The following is a 16,403-nucleotide window of genomic DNA, read 5'->3' as shown; positions in this document are numbered from 1 at the left end:
TATACAGTGAAAAAGCAAGCAGTGAGCAGAACTTGATTCAGATAGATCAAAGTATGCCGCCCACTGCAAATTTCACTGTAATCTGAATTTAAACAGCATCAGATAAGCTTGTAAAGGTAAAGTCCCTGATTTTCATAGGAGGAACCATGCTACCATCCACTCGTTGAGGTTTACCCATCGCTTCAATATTGTTAAGCATAATAATTGGGCTCTCGTTGAAACGGAAGTTTTTTACTGGAAACTTAATCTGTCCATTTTCAATATAGAAAGTACCGTCCCGGGTCAACCCTGTGAATAGTAAGGTCTGAGGATCTACAGATCTGATGTACCAGAATCTAGTGACCAATACTCCTCTCTCAGTACTTTTGATCATATCGGCCAATGATTGATCACCTCCTTCAAAAATAACTCCTCGTGGTCTTGGAACGGGCTCTACCCCTTGCTTCTCTGCCCAATATCTGGAATAAAACAAGTTTTTCACCACCCCATTTTCTACCCAGTTGGTCTTGGTAAGCGGCAAACCATCTCCACTCCAAGGTGCTACAGGGATATCTGGGTGCGTAGGGTCAGAATAGATATTTACTCGCTCATCGAAGATTTTCTCACCAATTCTGGTACCTCCTCCTTTTTTAGACATGAAGCTTCTTCCTTCATCCGCACTTCTAGCATCCAAACCAAATGTCAAACGTCCTAATAAATCCGATGCAGCTCTAGGTTCCAAAATCACCGTATATTTCCCCGGCTCAATGGCTTGGGCATCTACGGAGGCCATTGCCTTTTGAACGGCTAGGGAGGTTACTGGACCTGATTTTAAAAGGCTCACGTCATTGTAATCGGAACCAGAATACCCAGATCCAGTTCCATCTGCCGTTCTTACCGTAACTGTAAAATCAACTGAAGTTCGCTTATTATACCCAAAAAGACCTTTATTATTTCCGGTAGCAAAAAAGCCCGAAAAGTCTTCTAGGTATCCTGCTGCAGTTAGATTTTTTTCTGCACATGGTTTAATACTATCTATTGCCACTTGTGCTCTATAGTCAGGATCAATTTGATCTGTAGCTTCACTAAATGTATTGGTTTCCACGTACGTTTGTGGACCTAACATCGGCATATATTCAGGGTTTTCCGGAGCGAGTTTAGCAATCTCCTCTGCTCGGGCAACTGCCTTTTTCAAAGACTCATCATCCAATTCATTAATGCTGGTTGAGCCAGATTTTTTTCCAAAAACCGAGGTGATATTAAGGCTGATACTATTGGTTTCCCCACTCGTATTGACCGTGTTTCGGGCATACCGAATATTACCCGTTCTCCCTCCGGAAATGCTAACTTCAGTTTCATCAGCTTTAGCGTAGGAAAGAACTTTATCTATAATTTGTTTTGCTTCTTCTTTTGTTAAAATAGCCATTTCGATGATTTTAAAAGTTAAATCTTTCTACCTGTGTTAATTACATTGACACCGTCAAATCGAGTAGTTGAACTACCATGAGAGACAGCTGAAACTTGCGAAGGTTGACCTTTTCCGTCAAAGAAAGATCCGAATAGCTTATAATCATCCTTGTCACAAATCTGGGAACAAGAATTCCAAAATTCCTGAGTATTCGATTGATAGGCTACGTCTTCTAGCATACCCACAATTTCTCCATTTTTGATTTCATAGAACAATTGTCCTCCAAACTGGAAATTGTAACGTTGCTGGTCAATAGAATAAGAACCTCTACCTACAATGTAGACTCCTTTTTCCACGTCTTTCACCATGTCATTGACACTCAACTTTTCCTTACCAGGTCTCAAAGAAATATTTGCCATTCTTTGGAACTGAACAGACTCCCAGCTATCTGCATAGCAGCAGCCATGAGATTCATTTTCACCAAGTATACTTACTTGATCTCTAATTGCCTGGTAATTCACCAATACACCATCTTTAATCAAGTCCCATTCCTTAGTTTTTACACCTTCATCATCATACGCAACATACCCCAAAGAATGAGGTTGAGTTTTATCTGCGAAAATATTCACCTTGTCAGAGCCATATTTAAAGTCTCCTGACTTCCATTTATCGAGTGTGGCAAAGCTTGTTCCGGCATAATTTGCCTCATAGCCCAATACTCGATCCAACTCAAGTGGGTGACCTACAGATTCGTGGATGGTCAGGCCTAGGTGGTCAGGATCAAGTACCAAATCGTATTTACCAGGTAAAACTGATTTTGCAGAAAGCTTTTCTACCGCTTGTTTTGCTGCAGCGGTTGCATCTTCGATTAAATCATAAGAATTTCTATAGCTCACCAATCCAGCTGGTCCAGGGATTTTTTCAGATGCTAATCCATCTAAATATTCATAGCCCATTCCCATAGGTGCACTTAATGCTTGTCGACTTCTGAAATTACCTTCTGCTTTGTTTAAAGCAGTTACTGTAAAGTTTGGCCAAATTCTATGTACGTCCTGATCTATATAAGAGCCATCAGTAGATGCAAAGTACTTTTGTTCATTTACCATGAACAAAGCAGAATTAACGAAGGCAGCTCCGTTTTGAACAGCCGCATCGTTTGCACTGAGTAATAAGTCAATCTTGTCCTTCACAGGGACTTCAAAAGCATTTTTCTTAATTGGGGTTTGCCAAGATACTTCTCCCGCACCTTGGACTGGAGCAAGTACTACAGGTTCTTTTTGAAGCTTTGAATTTGCTTTTGCAATCGCGACTGCAGTTTCAGCACATTTTTTTATCCCATCTGGACTTACATCAGAGGTAGCTGAGAATCCCCAAGTACCTTCTGCGATTACTCGTATCCCCACACCAAATGATTCTGCATTGGTGATATTTTGAACATTTTTTTCCCGCGTGATTACAAATTGATTTAGGTATCTACCTATTCTCACATCTGTGTAAGTAGCTCCTTTTGCTTTGGCGGCATTGAGAGCAATATCCGCTAGGACTTTCTTCGCAGCTACATCAATTCCAGGTTCCATTAGTCTTTCCGCCGTCACGGGGTTTCCCATGGCCAGCATTCCAGGGGTCATTAGAGCGCCAAGGCCCATCCCTGAAAGGTGAATAAAATCTCTTCTTTTCAATTTACCTTCTGTTTAAATGATGGTGTATTAGTGATATTTGGTTTGATAGGGTTTTCTGTATAAAAATACCTTTAAAGATCAAGATGCCAATAGAATTATACAGTCACGGTAAATAAGCTATTTATCCCGCCATTTTTTTTGTTTGGCAACCTTCAACTTCAATTTTTAATCAAAATATGACGCTATTTTCATTAAAAATTAACCTGAAAATAAAAATTATACCATTTATTTAAGTTCAATTAACTCAATTTGACCCTTTACCTCCTATTCTAAAAGTTTTCTTTAAACTATCTTAATTTTTAAAAACTGTAAGGGTTTTTCTTCTAAATCCTTTTTAATATGATTAATTTCTACTCTATATTTTCAATATTCTATCCATGAAGCTACACACCATACTTGGGGCCAATGGAAATATCGCCCAGATCGTTTCCAATGAACTGAATTTAAATGGAATTCAAGTCCGTCAATTCAGCAGAAATCCACAAAAAGAAAATGAAACTGATGATTTAGCTTCAGGAGATTTATTAGATAGCCTCGCGGTAAACAATGCCGTTTCCGGAGCTGAGGTGGTTTATCTTTTGGCTGGCATAAAATATAGTAGTAAAATCTGGGAGGAAGAGTGGCCAATCATTATGAGTAACACCATCGAAGCCTGTATTTCCAACAATGCCAAACTGGTTTTCTTCGATAATATGTATGCCTATGATCCTGATCAAGTCGGTAACCTAACTGAAGAAACGCCTTTGAACCCTAAAAGCAGAAAGGGGCAGGTAAGAAAGGAGATATTAGAAATGCTTTGGAAGGCTGTGGAAGAAAAAAAAATAACTGCATTGGTAGCTAGAGCTGCCGACTTCTATGGACCTAATGCCTCTAACAGCTTTCTTAATGAATTGGTGATCAAAAGAATGAAATCTGGAAAAGCTCCTCAATGGTTATATTCTGGTGATAAAAAACATTCCTTTACTTATATACCAGATGCAGGAAAGGCTACCGCATTTTTGGCTCTTCAAGAAGATTCCTGGAATCAAAGTTGGCATCTTCCGACAGATAATTCTTATCCATCTGGAAATGAAATCACTGAATTTTTAAACAAAGAGCTTGATATGAATTTTAAACTTCAGGTAATGCCCTCATGGCTGGTTTTTGTATTAGGGATATTTATGTCAATTATGAAGGAAATACGGGAATTAAAATATCAATCTGCCGAAGATTATTGCTTTGACTCTTCAAAAATAGAGAAGCGGTATGGGCTAAAACCCACTCCATTTAAGGAAGGACTAAAAGCTTGTATTTAATGCTACTTCTTTACCAGTTTTAATTTGTAAAGGAAAATTCCGTCATCTTCTGTATCAGATAGATTTCCATCTTTTGAGACTACTAATTCTCCTTTTTTATTGACTACCATGGGATAGTAACTTGCTGCAGGAAAAGGAAGATCAACAGCATCTATTCCCTCCAAGTTAAATTGATGGTGACATAATATTTCTCCTAATTCACCTTCCTCCAAGTATTTATTATAGGTATCATTGGATAACAGGTATTTCTCTTTTTCTGGATCATAATCTAACAGCATCAAATCGCCAAGGTAATCCACTAGTTCAGAATCGCTTAACGCAAGAGAAAAATAAGACGTTCGTCTTCCTTCTCTATTGGCAATACATGAAAGGATTAAAAAAAATCTAATAACCTAGGTATTTAATTTTAAAATTAAAACACCTAAAGGTGTCAACATCTTGATGCAATAGCCTTGCACTGTTCTTTTAGTATTTTAGTGTTTATAGAATTAATTTATGGGACACTCGCATTCACACCACCATCATTCCACCGGTTCAAACCTTAAGCTGGCATTTTTTATCAACCTAGTTTTTACCATTTTGGAAATCTTTGGTGGAATCTGGATTAATTCTGTAGCAATTTTATCGGATGCAATCCATGATTTAGGAGATTCTGTTTCTCTGGGATTGGCTTGGTATCTCGACAAAAAGTCTAAGAAATCAGCTAATGAACAATTCTCTTTTGGGTACATACGATTTTCTCTTTTGGGTGCCTTAATTAATGCTGTCATTCTAATTATAGGGTCATTTTTTGTAATATCTGAAGCCATAAACCGCTTAATTTCCCCTGAAGTATCTGATGCCAAAGGGATGATCCTATTTGCATTGCTAGGAGTGGCTGTCAATGGATATGCTGCCTGGAAGGTCAGCACGGGTTCTACACAAAATGAGAAAGTTGTCAGTTGGCATTTGCTGGAAGATGTATTGGGATGGGCAGCCGTTCTGATCGCAGGGATCATTCTCTACTTCAAATACATTCCTTGGCTTGATCCTGCTTTATCCTTGGGTATTTCACTATTTATCCTTTGGAACGTTTTCAAAAACCTCAAGGAGACTTTATACATTTTTTTACAAGCTGTTCCAGCTGAGCTTTCACTCGAAGAAATCAAAATGAAAATATGTCAAATCCCCCAAGTAGAATCCATTCATCACACTCATTTATGGTCTTTGGAAGGAGCACATCATGTTTTCACCACACATGTGCGAATTAAGGAAGTTCAGAGCTTGAAAGATGTATTGGAAGCTAAAGCTGCCATTAAAGAAGTTTTAAAATCCTATCCATTCAGCCACTATACCGTTGAAGTGGAACTACAAGAGGAACGTTGCGAACTTACAGAACCTCATCAACATTAGATTCTAAGATCTTTTTGACCCGATATTGAAGTTCCGGAATAACTTTTCCCTCAAACCAAGGATTTTTCTTTTGCCATAATCGATTCCTTGGAGAGGGATGCACCAAAGGAAAATAATAAGGCAAATATTCCTTAAATGCTTTGACTGTATTGGTCAGATTCTCTTTTCTTTCTTTCGCTAAATAATAGGCTTGTGCATATTTCCCAATCAACAATACCAACTCTAATTCTTTTAAATGATGAGTGAGTTTTGGATGCCAAAGAGGAGCGCATTCCACGCGGGGAGGCAGATCTCCTTGTTTTCCTCTTCCAGGGTAGCAAAAACCCATTGGCATGATTCCAAAAATCTTTTCGTTGTAAAACTCATCTTCTGTTACATCCAACCATCTTCTCAATTCGATGCCACTAGGGTCATTCCAAGGAATACCTGTTGCCTGCACCCTAGTACCAGGTGCTTGTCCAATAATTAAGATTTTACTCTTTGGATGAAGTGCAAAAACCGGTTTGGGATGAAAGGGTAACTCCTCTTTGCAAACGATACAGTTTTTGGCTTGATTACAGATGGACTCAAACTTTTTCACAGCTCTAATTTCAAAAATCCTCAAACAAATTGTAAGCATTGGGACAATATTCAAAATACAGTAACCAATGGGTGATATTGTGATTTTTTTTCAATAACTTAAGTAGATACATAATTGAATTACAAGTATTTGAAAACAACATTACCGAAATTAGGTTAATCCAATAGAACCGGATTGTTTGTATTTCTGATAGACTTTCTATCAATTAAATGAATTAAGAAATCATGAAAAACTCTTACCTGATTTTATCCTTTATCTTGATCTTATGTGCCTCCTGCTTTTCGCAGAAAGATTATGTAACAGAATATGATTACAATTATCAAGGCTCATTTAAAAAGTATAAAACCTTTGCTTTTGTGGTTCCGGATGAAATTGACACCACTTCTATCACTCCTGTTTTAAATGCCACCATTGGGGCAAGATTGGGGTCGCAAGGTTTTCGAGAATATGAAGAAAAGCCTGATATGCTGGTAAGCTATAAGATCTTCATGGATTCCATTCGGTACAGAGGGTATGTTCAACCTGAGTTTGATTATTGGTTAAACAGAAGAGGTGTGACCACCATCAATGATGAAGGTGAAGAGGAAAAGGAACAAGAAAAAGATGAAACTTATAATCAGGTAAAATATCAGGAAAACCAAGGTATGTTAGTCATTTATGTCATTGATAGTAAAAGAGGTAGTACTATTTGGCAAGGATATACTGCCGCAAACTTTGACGTTTCATCTCCTAACTTTCAATCAGACATTACTAGAGCTGCCTACCGAGTCATGAATGAATTCAAGGTTGTTAATAGGTATATGCAATAACCTCAGACAGTTATTAGGGAATATTCCTATCCAATATGTGGACTTAATCCACAATAAAATATGAAACCCCGATTATTTCGGGGCTTTTTTTTGCCCAATTAATTATCCAAAATCTGTCCAAAATCCACTCATACACCTCAAATAGACCGATTTTTAGTAGTAATTGGATCAATTTTCTTTACTCCCCTTCGGGAATGGCAATAGGTTTGGAACTAACTAATCAAAATCAAGAAAACTGAACAATGAAAAATTCATTTATTATCACAGGAATTTTAGGAGCCACCATCATGGTTTCATGTGTTTCCAAAAAGAAATACACAGAATTAGAGAGTAATCTTTTTAAGACTCAAACAGAACTAGCCGCCACTAATCAAGAAAAAGCTGAATTAGAGGAAAAGATGGCAATAATTGAAGCAAGAGTAGCAGAATATAATAACCGTATCAACTCTTTAAGGTCTGTTAATGACGAATTAAACAGCACCAACGCGAGTCTTTACAGCATTGAAGGTTCTACAATCATGTCCAAAAACTCTAAAACCAAGATGAATGAAACTTTGGCAATGGTGGATCAAGAAAAATTAGCCAAGGCCAAAACACTGGAAGATTCTGTAAACCTGGCTGTAGAATATAACCTGAAAAAAAATATTACAGAAACTACAGAAGATAGTGATCAAGATGATGTTCAAATTGATATCGACCAAACTGTAGTGATGATTTCCGTTTCAGACAAATTGTTATTCAATACAGGGAGCTACAGAATCAATAGTAAGGCCAACCCATTATTGCAGAAATTAGCTGAAGTGATCAATGCTGAACCAAGCCTACAAGTGATGATTGAAGGTCATACAGATCCAAGATCTATCTCAACAGGCGTTCTTCAGGATAACTGGGATTTATCTGTAAAAAGAGCAACTAGCATCGTTAGAAAGCTTCAGGAAGACTACAATGTATCTCCAGAAAAAATGATTGCAGCAGGAAGAGCGAGCTATATGCCAATCGTTGAGAATGATTCTCCAGAAAACATGGCGATCAACAGAAGAACTAGAATTGTTTTGATTCCAGATTTGGATATGTTCTTTGCAATGTTGTAAATCTCCCGATTACCAACACTACCAACCATAAAAGGCTGATCTTAATTAAGATCAGCCTTTTTTATGCTAGAGTTCGTTTATTCTTTCATTTCATTTAGTACTCCACTGTCAGTGTGCCTAAGGCATGTTTCATCAAAACCTCTTGGAAATACAAGGTATAAATCGCCTGAGCCTGGTCTGCTTGTGCAGCCACCAATTGCTGATTGGCAGTAGATAGGTCCACAAAATTGGATAAACCTAATCTAAATCGCTCACGAACGGCCAATAGTGCTTCTTCTGCAGCCAATACCTGTACTTGGGTATTCTTTTCATTCCTTACTGCTGCTTGGTAATTGATGTAGGCTAGTTTAACTTCTTGATATATCTTTCTATCCAAGGATTCCTTTTGAAGAATTTGGTTTTGATACGCTACCTTCCTTCTTCCTACTTCAAGTTTGGTTTGAAGGTTATTGAAAATTGGAATTTGTAAATTCAACCCTAAAACTTGTTGAGGATAAATTTTCAACAATTGCTCACGCAATGTCCTATCATCCAAAGAAGTAAAGAAAGTGTTGTAATTATAGAAAGCACTGATTCTTGGATAATACATCGCTTTCATGGCTTTCACACTTTTTTGTGCTGATTCCACCAACATTTCTTGCTGGTCTAAATCTGACCTACTATTTATAGCCAATTCATACAGTTCGTTGACGCTTAGCCCGTCAAACGTGACCGTAGTAGCCAATGGATCTACAGAATCCAGTTCCGGTACCACCGTAGGTTCCAGCATGAGATATTCAGATAAATTCCAAAGATCTGTCTCCAACTGAACCTGAGCTCGAACCGCCACAGATTCCAACCTTGCCACTTCTGATTCCTGATTGTATTGATCGGATAAAGTCCTTAATCCAGCATCCACAAAACCAGTAATTTGTTCTAATTGCTGTTTTTGATTATCCAGGTTTTCTTTGGCTATTCTATAGAGTTCCCCATCTAGCAACACTTGCAAATACCTTCTGGACACTTCAAATACTACTTGTTGAGCTGCTCTTTCAAGCCCCCTCTCTCCTGCCAAATAAGATAATTTTGAAGATTGTGTGTCTAATAGCCTTCTGCCAAAGTTGAACACAGGCATATTCAGGTTCACTCCAGAGGATACGATTTCATTGGTCACGTTCGTCACCACAATTTCTCCTTCAATTTGTTGAAACTGCTGTCCTCTTTGTTGTTGGAAGGAAGTACTTAGATTCGCACTTGGGAAATGAGAGGCCAAAGCAGATTGCTTTTGCCTTTTCAATACTTCCATTTGGTTGGACTGAATTTGAAAATCCAAGTTTTTGGAAAGGGCAATATCTACTGCTTGCCGAAAGTCCAATTTAAGGGTATCTTGAGCTTGAGCTCCTCCTAAAGTACTCACCAGAAGTGTAGCTCCTAAAATATATTTAAGCATGGGTAATAACTTCATCTTGATCAATTTTTCCATCCAGCATCTGAATCAGTCTGGTTCCGAAATCCGCATTTTCTCTGGCATGGGTAGCTTGGATAATGGTCGTGCCTTCCTTGTGAAGCTCTTGGAATACCTGCATGATTTCCTGAGCTTGTCCAGAATGTAAATTACCAGTCGGTTCATCCGCCAAGAGTATTCTTGGTTTTCCGGCAATTGCTCTGGCAATACCAACCAATTGTTGTTGGCCTCCTGACAATTGGGCTGGGAATAGGTCTTTTTTTGCTACCATATTAAATCTATCCAATAAGTCTGCAATGATGCTTTTTCGCTCATTGGAGGATACTTTTCTATATAGAAGTGGAGTTTCAATGTTTTCATATACAGTCAACTCATCAATCAAATGATAGGCCTGAAAAATGTAGCCGAATTCTGATTTATGAAGGGCAGATCTATCTCGGTCCCTCATCTTGTTGATATTATTGTCTCCAAACCAATACTCTCCAGAATAGTCTTCATCTAACAATCCAAGAATATTGAGTAACGTTGACTTACCGGCACCACTTGGCCCCATCAACGTAACAAACTCTCCCTCATTGATGGTAAGATTAATTCCTTTGAGAATAAAAATCCTTTGAAAGCGGGATTCTATGTACTTATCAATTTCTTTAAGTTGAATCATTCTGTTTTAATGAAATAGGTATTGTGTGTAATTATTCGCTTTTTAATGTTTTTGCCGGATTCAATGAATACACCTTCCAGCTTCTATAGGCAATTGTAATTAAGGCCAAGAGAAACACGACAGCAATCGAAATCACAAATGGCCAAATGGATTGAGTGGTTCTATTAGCAAAGTCCTGTAACCAGGATTTTGAAAACCATATTCCAAAACCAGTAGCTAAAATAGCTGCTACCAATAAAAGTTTGAGGAAATCAGCAGCAAGTACTGCCACTACATTTTGCTGAGTCGCCCCTAATACTTTTCTTATGCTGATCTCTCTGGTTCTTCTTAGGGCAACATAACTTACCAAGCCAAATAGTCCCATGCAGGCGATAAATATGGCTATTCCTGAAAATACTCCAAAAATCAATCCTGCCTGCTGTTCCGAATTATACATGTGAGAATAGGCCTGATCCACAAATACGGGGTTGAAAGGTCTTTCTGGGACCAGATTTTGCCAAACATTTTCTAATGTAGCCAAATGTGTTGCAGGGTTACCTACCGGTAGTTTTACCAAGAGCACGTTTGCCTGATCTGGGTCATTAAATATAACAAGCGGCCCAACCTGGTGATGTAATGAATTGAAATAAAAATCCTTCACCACTCCTTTCACTTCTGAGTTGGAATTAAAGCCAATATTGATGGTTTTACCTACCGCTTCTTCGACTGTCCAGCCCATTTCCTTTACAGCAGTTTCATTCAAAATCACCAGATTACGATCATCTAGTTCTTCCAATTCACTTCTCTTTGGATCTGTTTCAGAAAAATTATTGCCTGCTATCAAATCCAAATCAATAGTCTTGATCAGATCAGTATCCACAGAATATCCAGTAATCATAAACTCTCGCTGATTATCACCACCAGGGGAAATTTTATATCCTGCTTTTATGTATACTGGCATATCTGCAGCCCGAGAGATGGAGGTAGCTGCCCCTGACCTTAACATTTCATTTTTAATAGTTTCTATTCCATCCCCCATATTGTAATGGTAGCTTAAAGAGACTAAATGCTCTTTGTCATAACCCAAATTGATTTCTTGCATGTAGTCCAATTGATTTTTAACCACCATAGTGGAAATCAAAAGACCTATAGAAAAAAAGAATTGAAAAACAACCAACGTTTTTCGTACCCAGGCGCCTCCTCCCATTTTGGTCTTATTTGCCAACGCTTTAATAGGCTCCATTCCAGAAAGAATCAAAGAGGGGTATAACCCTGCAAGGACTCCAATCAATACCACAAAAGCGAGTATCAACGTGATTCCGAGTGGAGTTACCAATAGGTCTAATCTCAAAGGAACCCCACTAATCGAAGAAAATTTGGGAGAAATCAGATATAAGACTAGCATGCTAAGCAGTGTAGATGCAAAGGTTAAAAGCATGGACTCAGAAACAAATTGTCCGAATAATTGGATCCTATCTGCTCCCATGGTTTTTCTCAAGCCAACTTCTTTGTTCCTTTCAGTTGCTTCAGCTGTGGCAAGATTTACATAGTTAATCACCCCAATCGCAATCAGTAGTAAAGCCACTATTCCAAAAATGTATAAATAACGAATATCAGTCCCTGGCTTGATGGAATCCAAAGCTTGATCTCCTAGATGTATTTTGGTCACAGGCTGTAGGAAAAAGGCAGTTTCATATCCATACTCTGCCAATTCTTTTCCTAAATACTTATCAACAATCTGTTTTAATTTACCTTCGAAAACTGCTGGGTCTGTCCCAGGCTTCACCTTGACATAGGTATAATAATTACTAGGAGACCACTCTGGATTTTTGCCATGTCTACGCGTCTTAAACGAAGCTAAAAAATCAAAATCAATATGGCTGTTGGAAGGAAAATCTTCCATCACACCAGAAATCACATAATCTTGATTATCTATTTTTAATGCTTGACCTTGAGCTGCATTGGCATTCCCAAAATATCTCTCTGCGGTACTTTTAGTCAAAACCACTTGATTGGGTTCTGAAAATGCCTGTAGAGGATTTCCTGATACCATTTTAAAATCAAACACCCGGTAGAAGTTTTCATCCACATACGCAAAAGCCGACTCCTCTTGGTTCCCCTCCCCTGCATCTACCATGACAGTAGAAAAAATACTGACATCAAAAATCAAAGTCCCGATTTCTGCCTCAGGTATTTCTTCCAAAATGGTAGGCACCAAACTGGACGGAGTAGTAGATAAAAGCTGCGATTCTCCATCCGATTTGAATTCCTGGTTCATTTTATAAATTCGGTTATAATCCGAATACATCGTATCATAACTCCATTCATGGTGTATATATAAACATATCGCCAAAAAACTTACCACTGCGATAGTCAGGCCCAAAAGATTAATACCAGTATACAGTTTTCGCTTCTGGAGATTTCTAAATGATACTTTCAAGTAATTTTTCCACATGGCCAAAATGATTTGATTTAGGAAAATTGAATTTTAATGAATTGTCATGTTCTTCAAACACAAAAAATAAAGGTGATTTGAACACACCTTCATCTTTTGTGATCCTTCCTCTTTCTTTCCCAGTTTTGTGCCACAAAAAAAAGCCCCTGAAACAACTCCAGAGGCATTTTTTGGTATTCAACCCTATTGTTTTCTCGAACATTTTTGTTCGCATACGGACGAAACATGTGAATTATTTCAGTCCGGTAAGCAGGTCTTTTTTAAAATTTTCGATATTTCCCGTCCAGGTATTTATTGGCTTCCTTCTCAGAGAATTTCGCTTTTTTACTATCCCAATGTAATGTCTGATTTGGGAATCGACCTGCAATTACTCCTAGCAAAATAGTCTCTGTCAATCGAGCTGCATAAGAGAATGGAGCACTACACTCATCTTTACCTAGACAGGCATCCACAAACTGGTGGTAGTGTTTTTTACTTTCAGCATCGTAGTCCTTTACAGGCTTACCTAAGTTAAAGGACTCAATGTCCATTTCAACATATTTTCCATCCACTATTTTTCTCGGCAGCTGCTGGAAGTGAGGAAGTAACAACCTCCCTTCTTCACCAATAAACATCGCACCTTGATCCGGTAATTGATCTCCATTTGGCAATACCAAATCCTCATGATCCGCTGGAGCTCCAGGTCCATCGTACCAAACCCACTTTAATTTCTCTGTAGTTTGTGGTGTACCTGGGAATTCATAGGTTACTACATTATTTTCTGGAAAACCAAATCCTGTGGGTTGACGACATTCGTTAATGATCGTTTCCGGCACATCCAATTGTAATGCATTATAAGGGGTGTCAAAAATATGGACTCCCATGTCACCAAGCGTACCGCAACCATAATCCATTACTTTTCTCCAGTTACCTGGGTGATAATATCCTTCTTTATAGGGTCTTTCCGGAGCTGTACCCTGCCATAAGTTCCAATCCAACGTAGATGGAACGGGATCTGATCCCGCTGGCTCTGGCCCATCAAATCCCCAGTTTTTAGGAGACCATGCTCTTACCGTATGAACTTTCCCAATGATTCCCGATTGAATCAAAAGAGTAGCTAACTTATAGTCATAAAATGAATGAACCTGGATTCCCATTTGTGTTACCAAATTCTTCTTTTCTGCCATTTTCTTCATCTCTCTAGCCTCAGAAACATGATGGGTCAAAGGCTTTTGACAATACACAGGCTTATCCATTTTCATCGCCATCAAGGACGCAGGAGCATGCGTATGATCTGGGGTAGAGACAACTACAGCATCAATTTCATCTTCAAGCTCTTTTAAAAGCTCCCGATAGTCAGAATAGGTTTTTGCATTGGGATGCAGGGCCTTTGCCTTTGCTAGTGCATCACTATCTACATCACAAAGTGCAACCACATCTACCAAATCATGGGATGAGATCGCATCTAAATCCGCCATTCCCATTCCACCTAGACCAATGTGTGCAGTTCTTAACCTACCTTCTGCATTCAGTTTCCCTAAAAAAGATGGTGCCAAAGCGGCTCCAAGCATACCGATGCTACTCTTCTTTACAAAGTCACGTCGGTCCATGATTGCTAATTTCTTACTCATTTTTGTGCTTTATTACTTGATTAATTTAATTCCTTGATTCGAATATTCTTAAAATGGACTACATCGCCATGTCCTAGAAAACCGATATGCCCAGAGGATCTTTGAAGCCCGGGGTGATCTTTGCCATCCAAGGTCCCATTTTTACTTGCCTCTAAATAATCTCCCTCCAATATCACTTCTCCATTCAAAATAATTTTGATTTTCGGATGCTGAACGATTACTTCTTCCTGATTCCATTCACCCACTGGTTTTAGATAGCCACGTTTGGCAGGGATCACCCCATAAACAGAACCATGGTATTGGTATTCATGAAGTTCCGCATATTTTTCGGCAGTATTGTCCAAAATCTGAAGCTCTTTTCCCATATAAGCAGCATCTCCTGTCAAAGGAGCATGAATCCCCAAACCATTATTAGCTCCTGGAGTAAGCTGAAATTCAAACCTCAAGACAAAATCCCCATATTCCTTTTCGGTATAAAGATTTCCTCCTCCACTCCCCTTGGGATCAATGACAATCATCCCATCCACGGCTTTGTAGGACTCTTTGTTCCCCACCCATCCCTCAAGATTGGTCCCGTTAAATAAAGAAATGAAATCTGAATCATCAGATTTGACTTGTGCTTCAACCGAAATGGAAAGAAGAAGTAAAAAAGATAGTAAGACAAGAGAATATTTTCTCATAGGTTTAAAAGGGTCTATTTAATTGCTACTCTATTTGAAAAGACAATTTAAAGGAACAATGGGATATTTCCTTAAAAACTTATTTAAAAATTTTCAATACTTCCAAGGGTGTTATTTTATTTTTTTGGGAAAGATAGAATTTATTCAAAATTAAGTGGGAGGCAAAAGCTTTTTTTAGGGCTGGTTTTTAATAGTTGACAGCTCTTGTCCAATCTTCGAACCTCACTTTTTAGTACCGGGATAAGGCGGTATTTTAGAGGTATGGAAAATCGATTCAAACTTGGGGATCACTTCAAGGGCAGAGGTGCTCAAATCAAAACCAAGAATAGGTTTTTAACTAGAGAATATGTTACGGAGCACATAGAAGGGTTAGACGAAGAATTACACGTAAACCCGCATACAAAAATTTACTATGAGCAATCAAAATCCATTGTAAACAAAATTTCGAGCCCCGATCTGGGAATGAGCTACTCTTTAAACCCTTACCAAGGTTGTGAACATGGTTGTTCGTATTGTTACGCTAGAAATACCCATGAAAACTATGGACTTGATGCGGGGATTGACTTCGAAAGTAAAATCATGGTAAAAACCAATGCAGCGAAACTTTTAGAAGAGCTATTCCTAAAGAAAAGCTGGAAGGCTAACCCCATATCCCTTTCCGGAAATACCGATTGTTATCAACCAATTGAACGTAAACTGTCGATTACCAGAGATTTACTCTCCTTGTTTTTAAAATATCGCCATCCTGTGGGAATCATTACTAAAAACAGTCTTATCCTCCGTGACCTCGACATCCTTCAGGAACTTGCTCAACACCATTTGGTTCATGTATACATATCTATCACCACGCTGGATGAGCAACTCCGAAGAGCCATGGAACCTAGAACTGCATGTGCTTCAAAACGGATTCAGACCATCGCACAACTTAGTGGTTCAGGAATCCCTGTTGGAGTCATGAATGCTCCTATCATTCCAGGTCTGAATGACCATGAGATCCCCTCTATCTTAAAAGCCGCATCTGACGCAGGAGCTCTTGCTGCAGGAAAGACGTTGATCAGATTAAATGGAAATGTAGCTCCCATATTTAAAAATTGGATTGCTACTCACTATCCCAACCGAGCCTCCAAAGTTTGGAATCAAATCCAATCCATCCATGGAGGCCAGGTAAATGATAGTCGCTTTGGTAAACGAATGACTGGCGAGGGAAAAATCGCTGAAATCATCAACCAACTCTTCCTCACTGCCAAAAACAAACAGTTCCAACACAAAAGCTTTCCTGATTACGATCTTTCTCTTTTCAGAAAAGGGGGCAATCTTAACCTATTCTAAAAGCGATCCCTA

Annotated in this window: 14 protein-coding genes; 5 read left to right on the top strand and 9 right to left on the bottom strand. The window is 38.6% G+C overall.

Annotated elements, in window-relative coordinates:
• Positions 1–88: 88 nt before the first annotated feature.
• Together JYB62_RS01215 and JYB62_RS01210 are read right to left on the bottom strand one after the other, a co-directional pair.
• Entirely contained in the window at positions 89–1,405 is a 1,317-nt protein-coding gene (locus JYB62_RS01215; RefSeq protein WP_205643629.1) for a TldD/PmbA family protein, read from the bottom strand.
• Positions 1,406–1,422: 17 nt separating this feature from the next.
• On the bottom strand, positions 1,423–3,066 hold the full coding sequence (locus JYB62_RS01210) for a TldD/PmbA family protein (RefSeq protein WP_205643628.1): 1,644 nt from the start codon (positions 3,064–3,066) through the stop codon (positions 1,423–1,425).
• A 377-nt stretch (positions 3,067–3,443) separates the two neighbouring features.
• On the opposite strand from JYB62_RS01210, the gene JYB62_RS01205 reads away from it, so the two are divergent.
• Positions 3,444–4,361: an NAD-dependent epimerase/dehydratase family protein gene (locus JYB62_RS01205; RefSeq protein ID WP_205643627.1), complete on the top strand. Its 918-nt coding sequence runs from the start codon at positions 3,444–3,446 to the stop codon at positions 4,359–4,361.
• Between the two features lie 2 nt (positions 4,362–4,363).
• On the opposite strand, the gene JYB62_RS01200 is transcribed toward JYB62_RS01205, so the two are convergent.
• On the bottom strand, positions 4,364–4,660 hold the full coding sequence (locus JYB62_RS01200; protein WP_205643626.1) for a hypothetical protein: 297 nt from the start codon (positions 4,658–4,660) through the stop codon (positions 4,364–4,366).
• 196 nt (positions 4,661–4,856) lie between these two features.
• Between JYB62_RS01200 and JYB62_RS01195 the strand changes: the two genes are divergently transcribed.
• Positions 4,857–5,753, top strand: coding sequence for a cation diffusion facilitator family transporter (locus JYB62_RS01195; RefSeq protein WP_205643625.1), 897 nt, complete (start codon positions 4,857–4,859; stop codon positions 5,751–5,753).
• Here the strand turns inward: JYB62_RS01195 and JYB62_RS01190 are convergent.
• Positions 5,731–6,372 carry a uracil-DNA glycosylase family protein gene (locus JYB62_RS01190; RefSeq protein ID WP_205643624.1) on the bottom strand — a complete coding sequence of 214 codons (642 nt, stop codon included), beginning with the start codon at positions 6,370–6,372 and terminating at the stop codon, positions 5,731–5,733. The two genes, JYB62_RS01195 and JYB62_RS01190, sit on opposite strands and share 23 nt — an antisense overlap.
• Positions 6,373–6,557: 185 nt before the next feature.
• On the opposite strand from JYB62_RS01190, the gene JYB62_RS01185 reads away from it, so the two are divergent.
• Both JYB62_RS01185 and JYB62_RS01180 read left to right on the top strand, forming a co-directional pair.
• On the top strand, positions 6,558–7,142 hold the full coding sequence (locus JYB62_RS01185; RefSeq protein ID WP_205643623.1) for a DUF4136 domain-containing protein: 585 nt from the start codon (positions 6,558–6,560) through the stop codon (positions 7,140–7,142).
• Between the two features lie 242 nt (positions 7,143–7,384).
• On the top strand, positions 7,385–8,233 hold the full coding sequence (locus tag JYB62_RS01180; RefSeq protein ID WP_205643622.1) for an OmpA/MotB family protein: 849 nt from the start codon (positions 7,385–7,387) through the stop codon (positions 8,231–8,233).
• 94 nt (positions 8,234–8,327) lie between these two features.
• Here the strand turns inward: JYB62_RS01180 and JYB62_RS01175 are convergent, their stop codons facing one another.
• The 5 genes from JYB62_RS01175 to JYB62_RS01155 all read right to left on the bottom strand — a co-directional run bounded on the left by JYB62_RS01175 (position 8,328) and on the right by JYB62_RS01155 (position 15,062).
• Positions 8,328–9,677 carry a TolC family protein gene (locus tag JYB62_RS01175; protein WP_243431412.1) on the bottom strand — a complete coding sequence of 450 codons (1,350 nt, stop codon included), beginning with the start codon at positions 9,675–9,677 and terminating at the stop codon, positions 8,328–8,330.
• Positions 9,655–10,338 carry an ABC transporter ATP-binding protein gene (locus JYB62_RS01170; protein WP_074224797.1) on the bottom strand — a complete coding sequence of 228 codons (684 nt, stop codon included), beginning with the start codon at positions 10,336–10,338 and terminating at the stop codon, positions 9,655–9,657. Before JYB62_RS01170 ends, JYB62_RS01175 begins: the two co-directional genes overlap by 23 nt.
• Before the next feature lie 31 nt (positions 10,339–10,369).
• On the bottom strand, positions 10,370–12,772 hold the full coding sequence (locus JYB62_RS01165; protein ID WP_205643620.1) for an FtsX-like permease family protein: 2,403 nt from the start codon (positions 12,770–12,772) through the stop codon (positions 10,370–10,372).
• Positions 12,773–13,032: 260 nt separating this feature from the next.
• Positions 13,033–14,382, bottom strand: a complete 1,350-nt coding sequence (locus tag JYB62_RS01160; protein ID WP_243431411.1) for a Gfo/Idh/MocA family protein — start codon at positions 14,380–14,382, stop codon at positions 13,033–13,035.
• Positions 14,383–14,402: 20 nt separating this feature from the next.
• Positions 14,403–15,062, bottom strand: coding sequence for a 3-keto-disaccharide hydrolase (locus JYB62_RS01155; RefSeq protein ID WP_205643619.1), 660 nt, complete (start codon positions 15,060–15,062; stop codon positions 14,403–14,405).
• 261 nt (positions 15,063–15,323) lie between these two features.
• Here JYB62_RS01155 and JYB62_RS01150 point away from each other — a divergent pair, with 261 nt between their 5' ends.
• Complete coding sequence (locus JYB62_RS01150; protein ID WP_205643618.1) at positions 15,324–16,391, top strand: PA0069 family radical SAM protein; 1,068 nt, start codon at positions 15,324–15,326, stop codon at positions 16,389–16,391.
• Positions 16,392–16,403 lie beyond the last annotated feature (12 nt).

Source organism: Algoriphagus lutimaris (genome assembly GCF_017051705.1).
In the GTDB taxonomy this organism is placed as follows: domain Bacteria; phylum Bacteroidota; class Bacteroidia; order Cytophagales; family Cyclobacteriaceae; genus Algoriphagus; species Algoriphagus lutimaris.
This window is presented reverse-complemented; position numbering and strand designations above follow the sequence as displayed.

Bases quoted from the DNA above. Each gene is read 5' to 3' on its own strand.
- JYB62_RS01155 (WP_205643619.1), bottom strand. From the start codon at position 15,062: ATGAGAAAATATTCTCTTGTCTTACTATCTTTTTTACTTCTTCTTTCC.
- JYB62_RS01215 (WP_205643629.1), bottom strand. From the start codon at position 1,405: ATGGCTATTTTAACAAAAGAAGAAGCAAAACAAATTATAGATAAAGTT.
- JYB62_RS01170 (WP_074224797.1), bottom strand. From the start codon at position 10,338: ATGATTCAACTTAAAGAAATTGATAAGTACATAGAATCCCGCTTTCAA.
- JYB62_RS01205 (WP_205643627.1), top strand. From the start codon at position 3,444: ATGAAGCTACACACCATACTTGGGGCCAATGGAAATATCGCCCAGATC.
- JYB62_RS01160 (WP_243431411.1), bottom strand. From the start codon at position 14,382: ATGAGTAAGAAATTAGCAATCATGGACCGACGTGACTTTGTAAAGAAG.
- JYB62_RS01195 (WP_205643625.1), top strand. From the start codon at position 4,857: ATGGGACACTCGCATTCACACCACCATCATTCCACCGGTTCAAACCTT.
- JYB62_RS01185 (WP_205643623.1), top strand. From the start codon at position 6,558: ATGAAAAACTCTTACCTGATTTTATCCTTTATCTTGATCTTATGTGCC.
- JYB62_RS01180 (WP_205643622.1), top strand. From the start codon at position 7,385: ATGAAAAATTCATTTATTATCACAGGAATTTTAGGAGCCACCATCATG.
- JYB62_RS01175 (WP_243431412.1), bottom strand. From the start codon at position 9,677: ATGAAGTTATTACCCATGCTTAAATATATTTTAGGAGCTACACTTCTG.
- JYB62_RS01190 (WP_205643624.1), bottom strand. From the start codon at position 6,372: ATGCTTACAATTTGTTTGAGGATTTTTGAAATTAGAGCTGTGAAAAAG.
- JYB62_RS01165 (WP_205643620.1), bottom strand. From the start codon at position 12,772: ATGTGGAAAAATTACTTGAAAGTATCATTTAGAAATCTCCAGAAGCGA.
- JYB62_RS01150 (WP_205643618.1), top strand. From the start codon at position 15,324: ATGGAAAATCGATTCAAACTTGGGGATCACTTCAAGGGCAGAGGTGCT.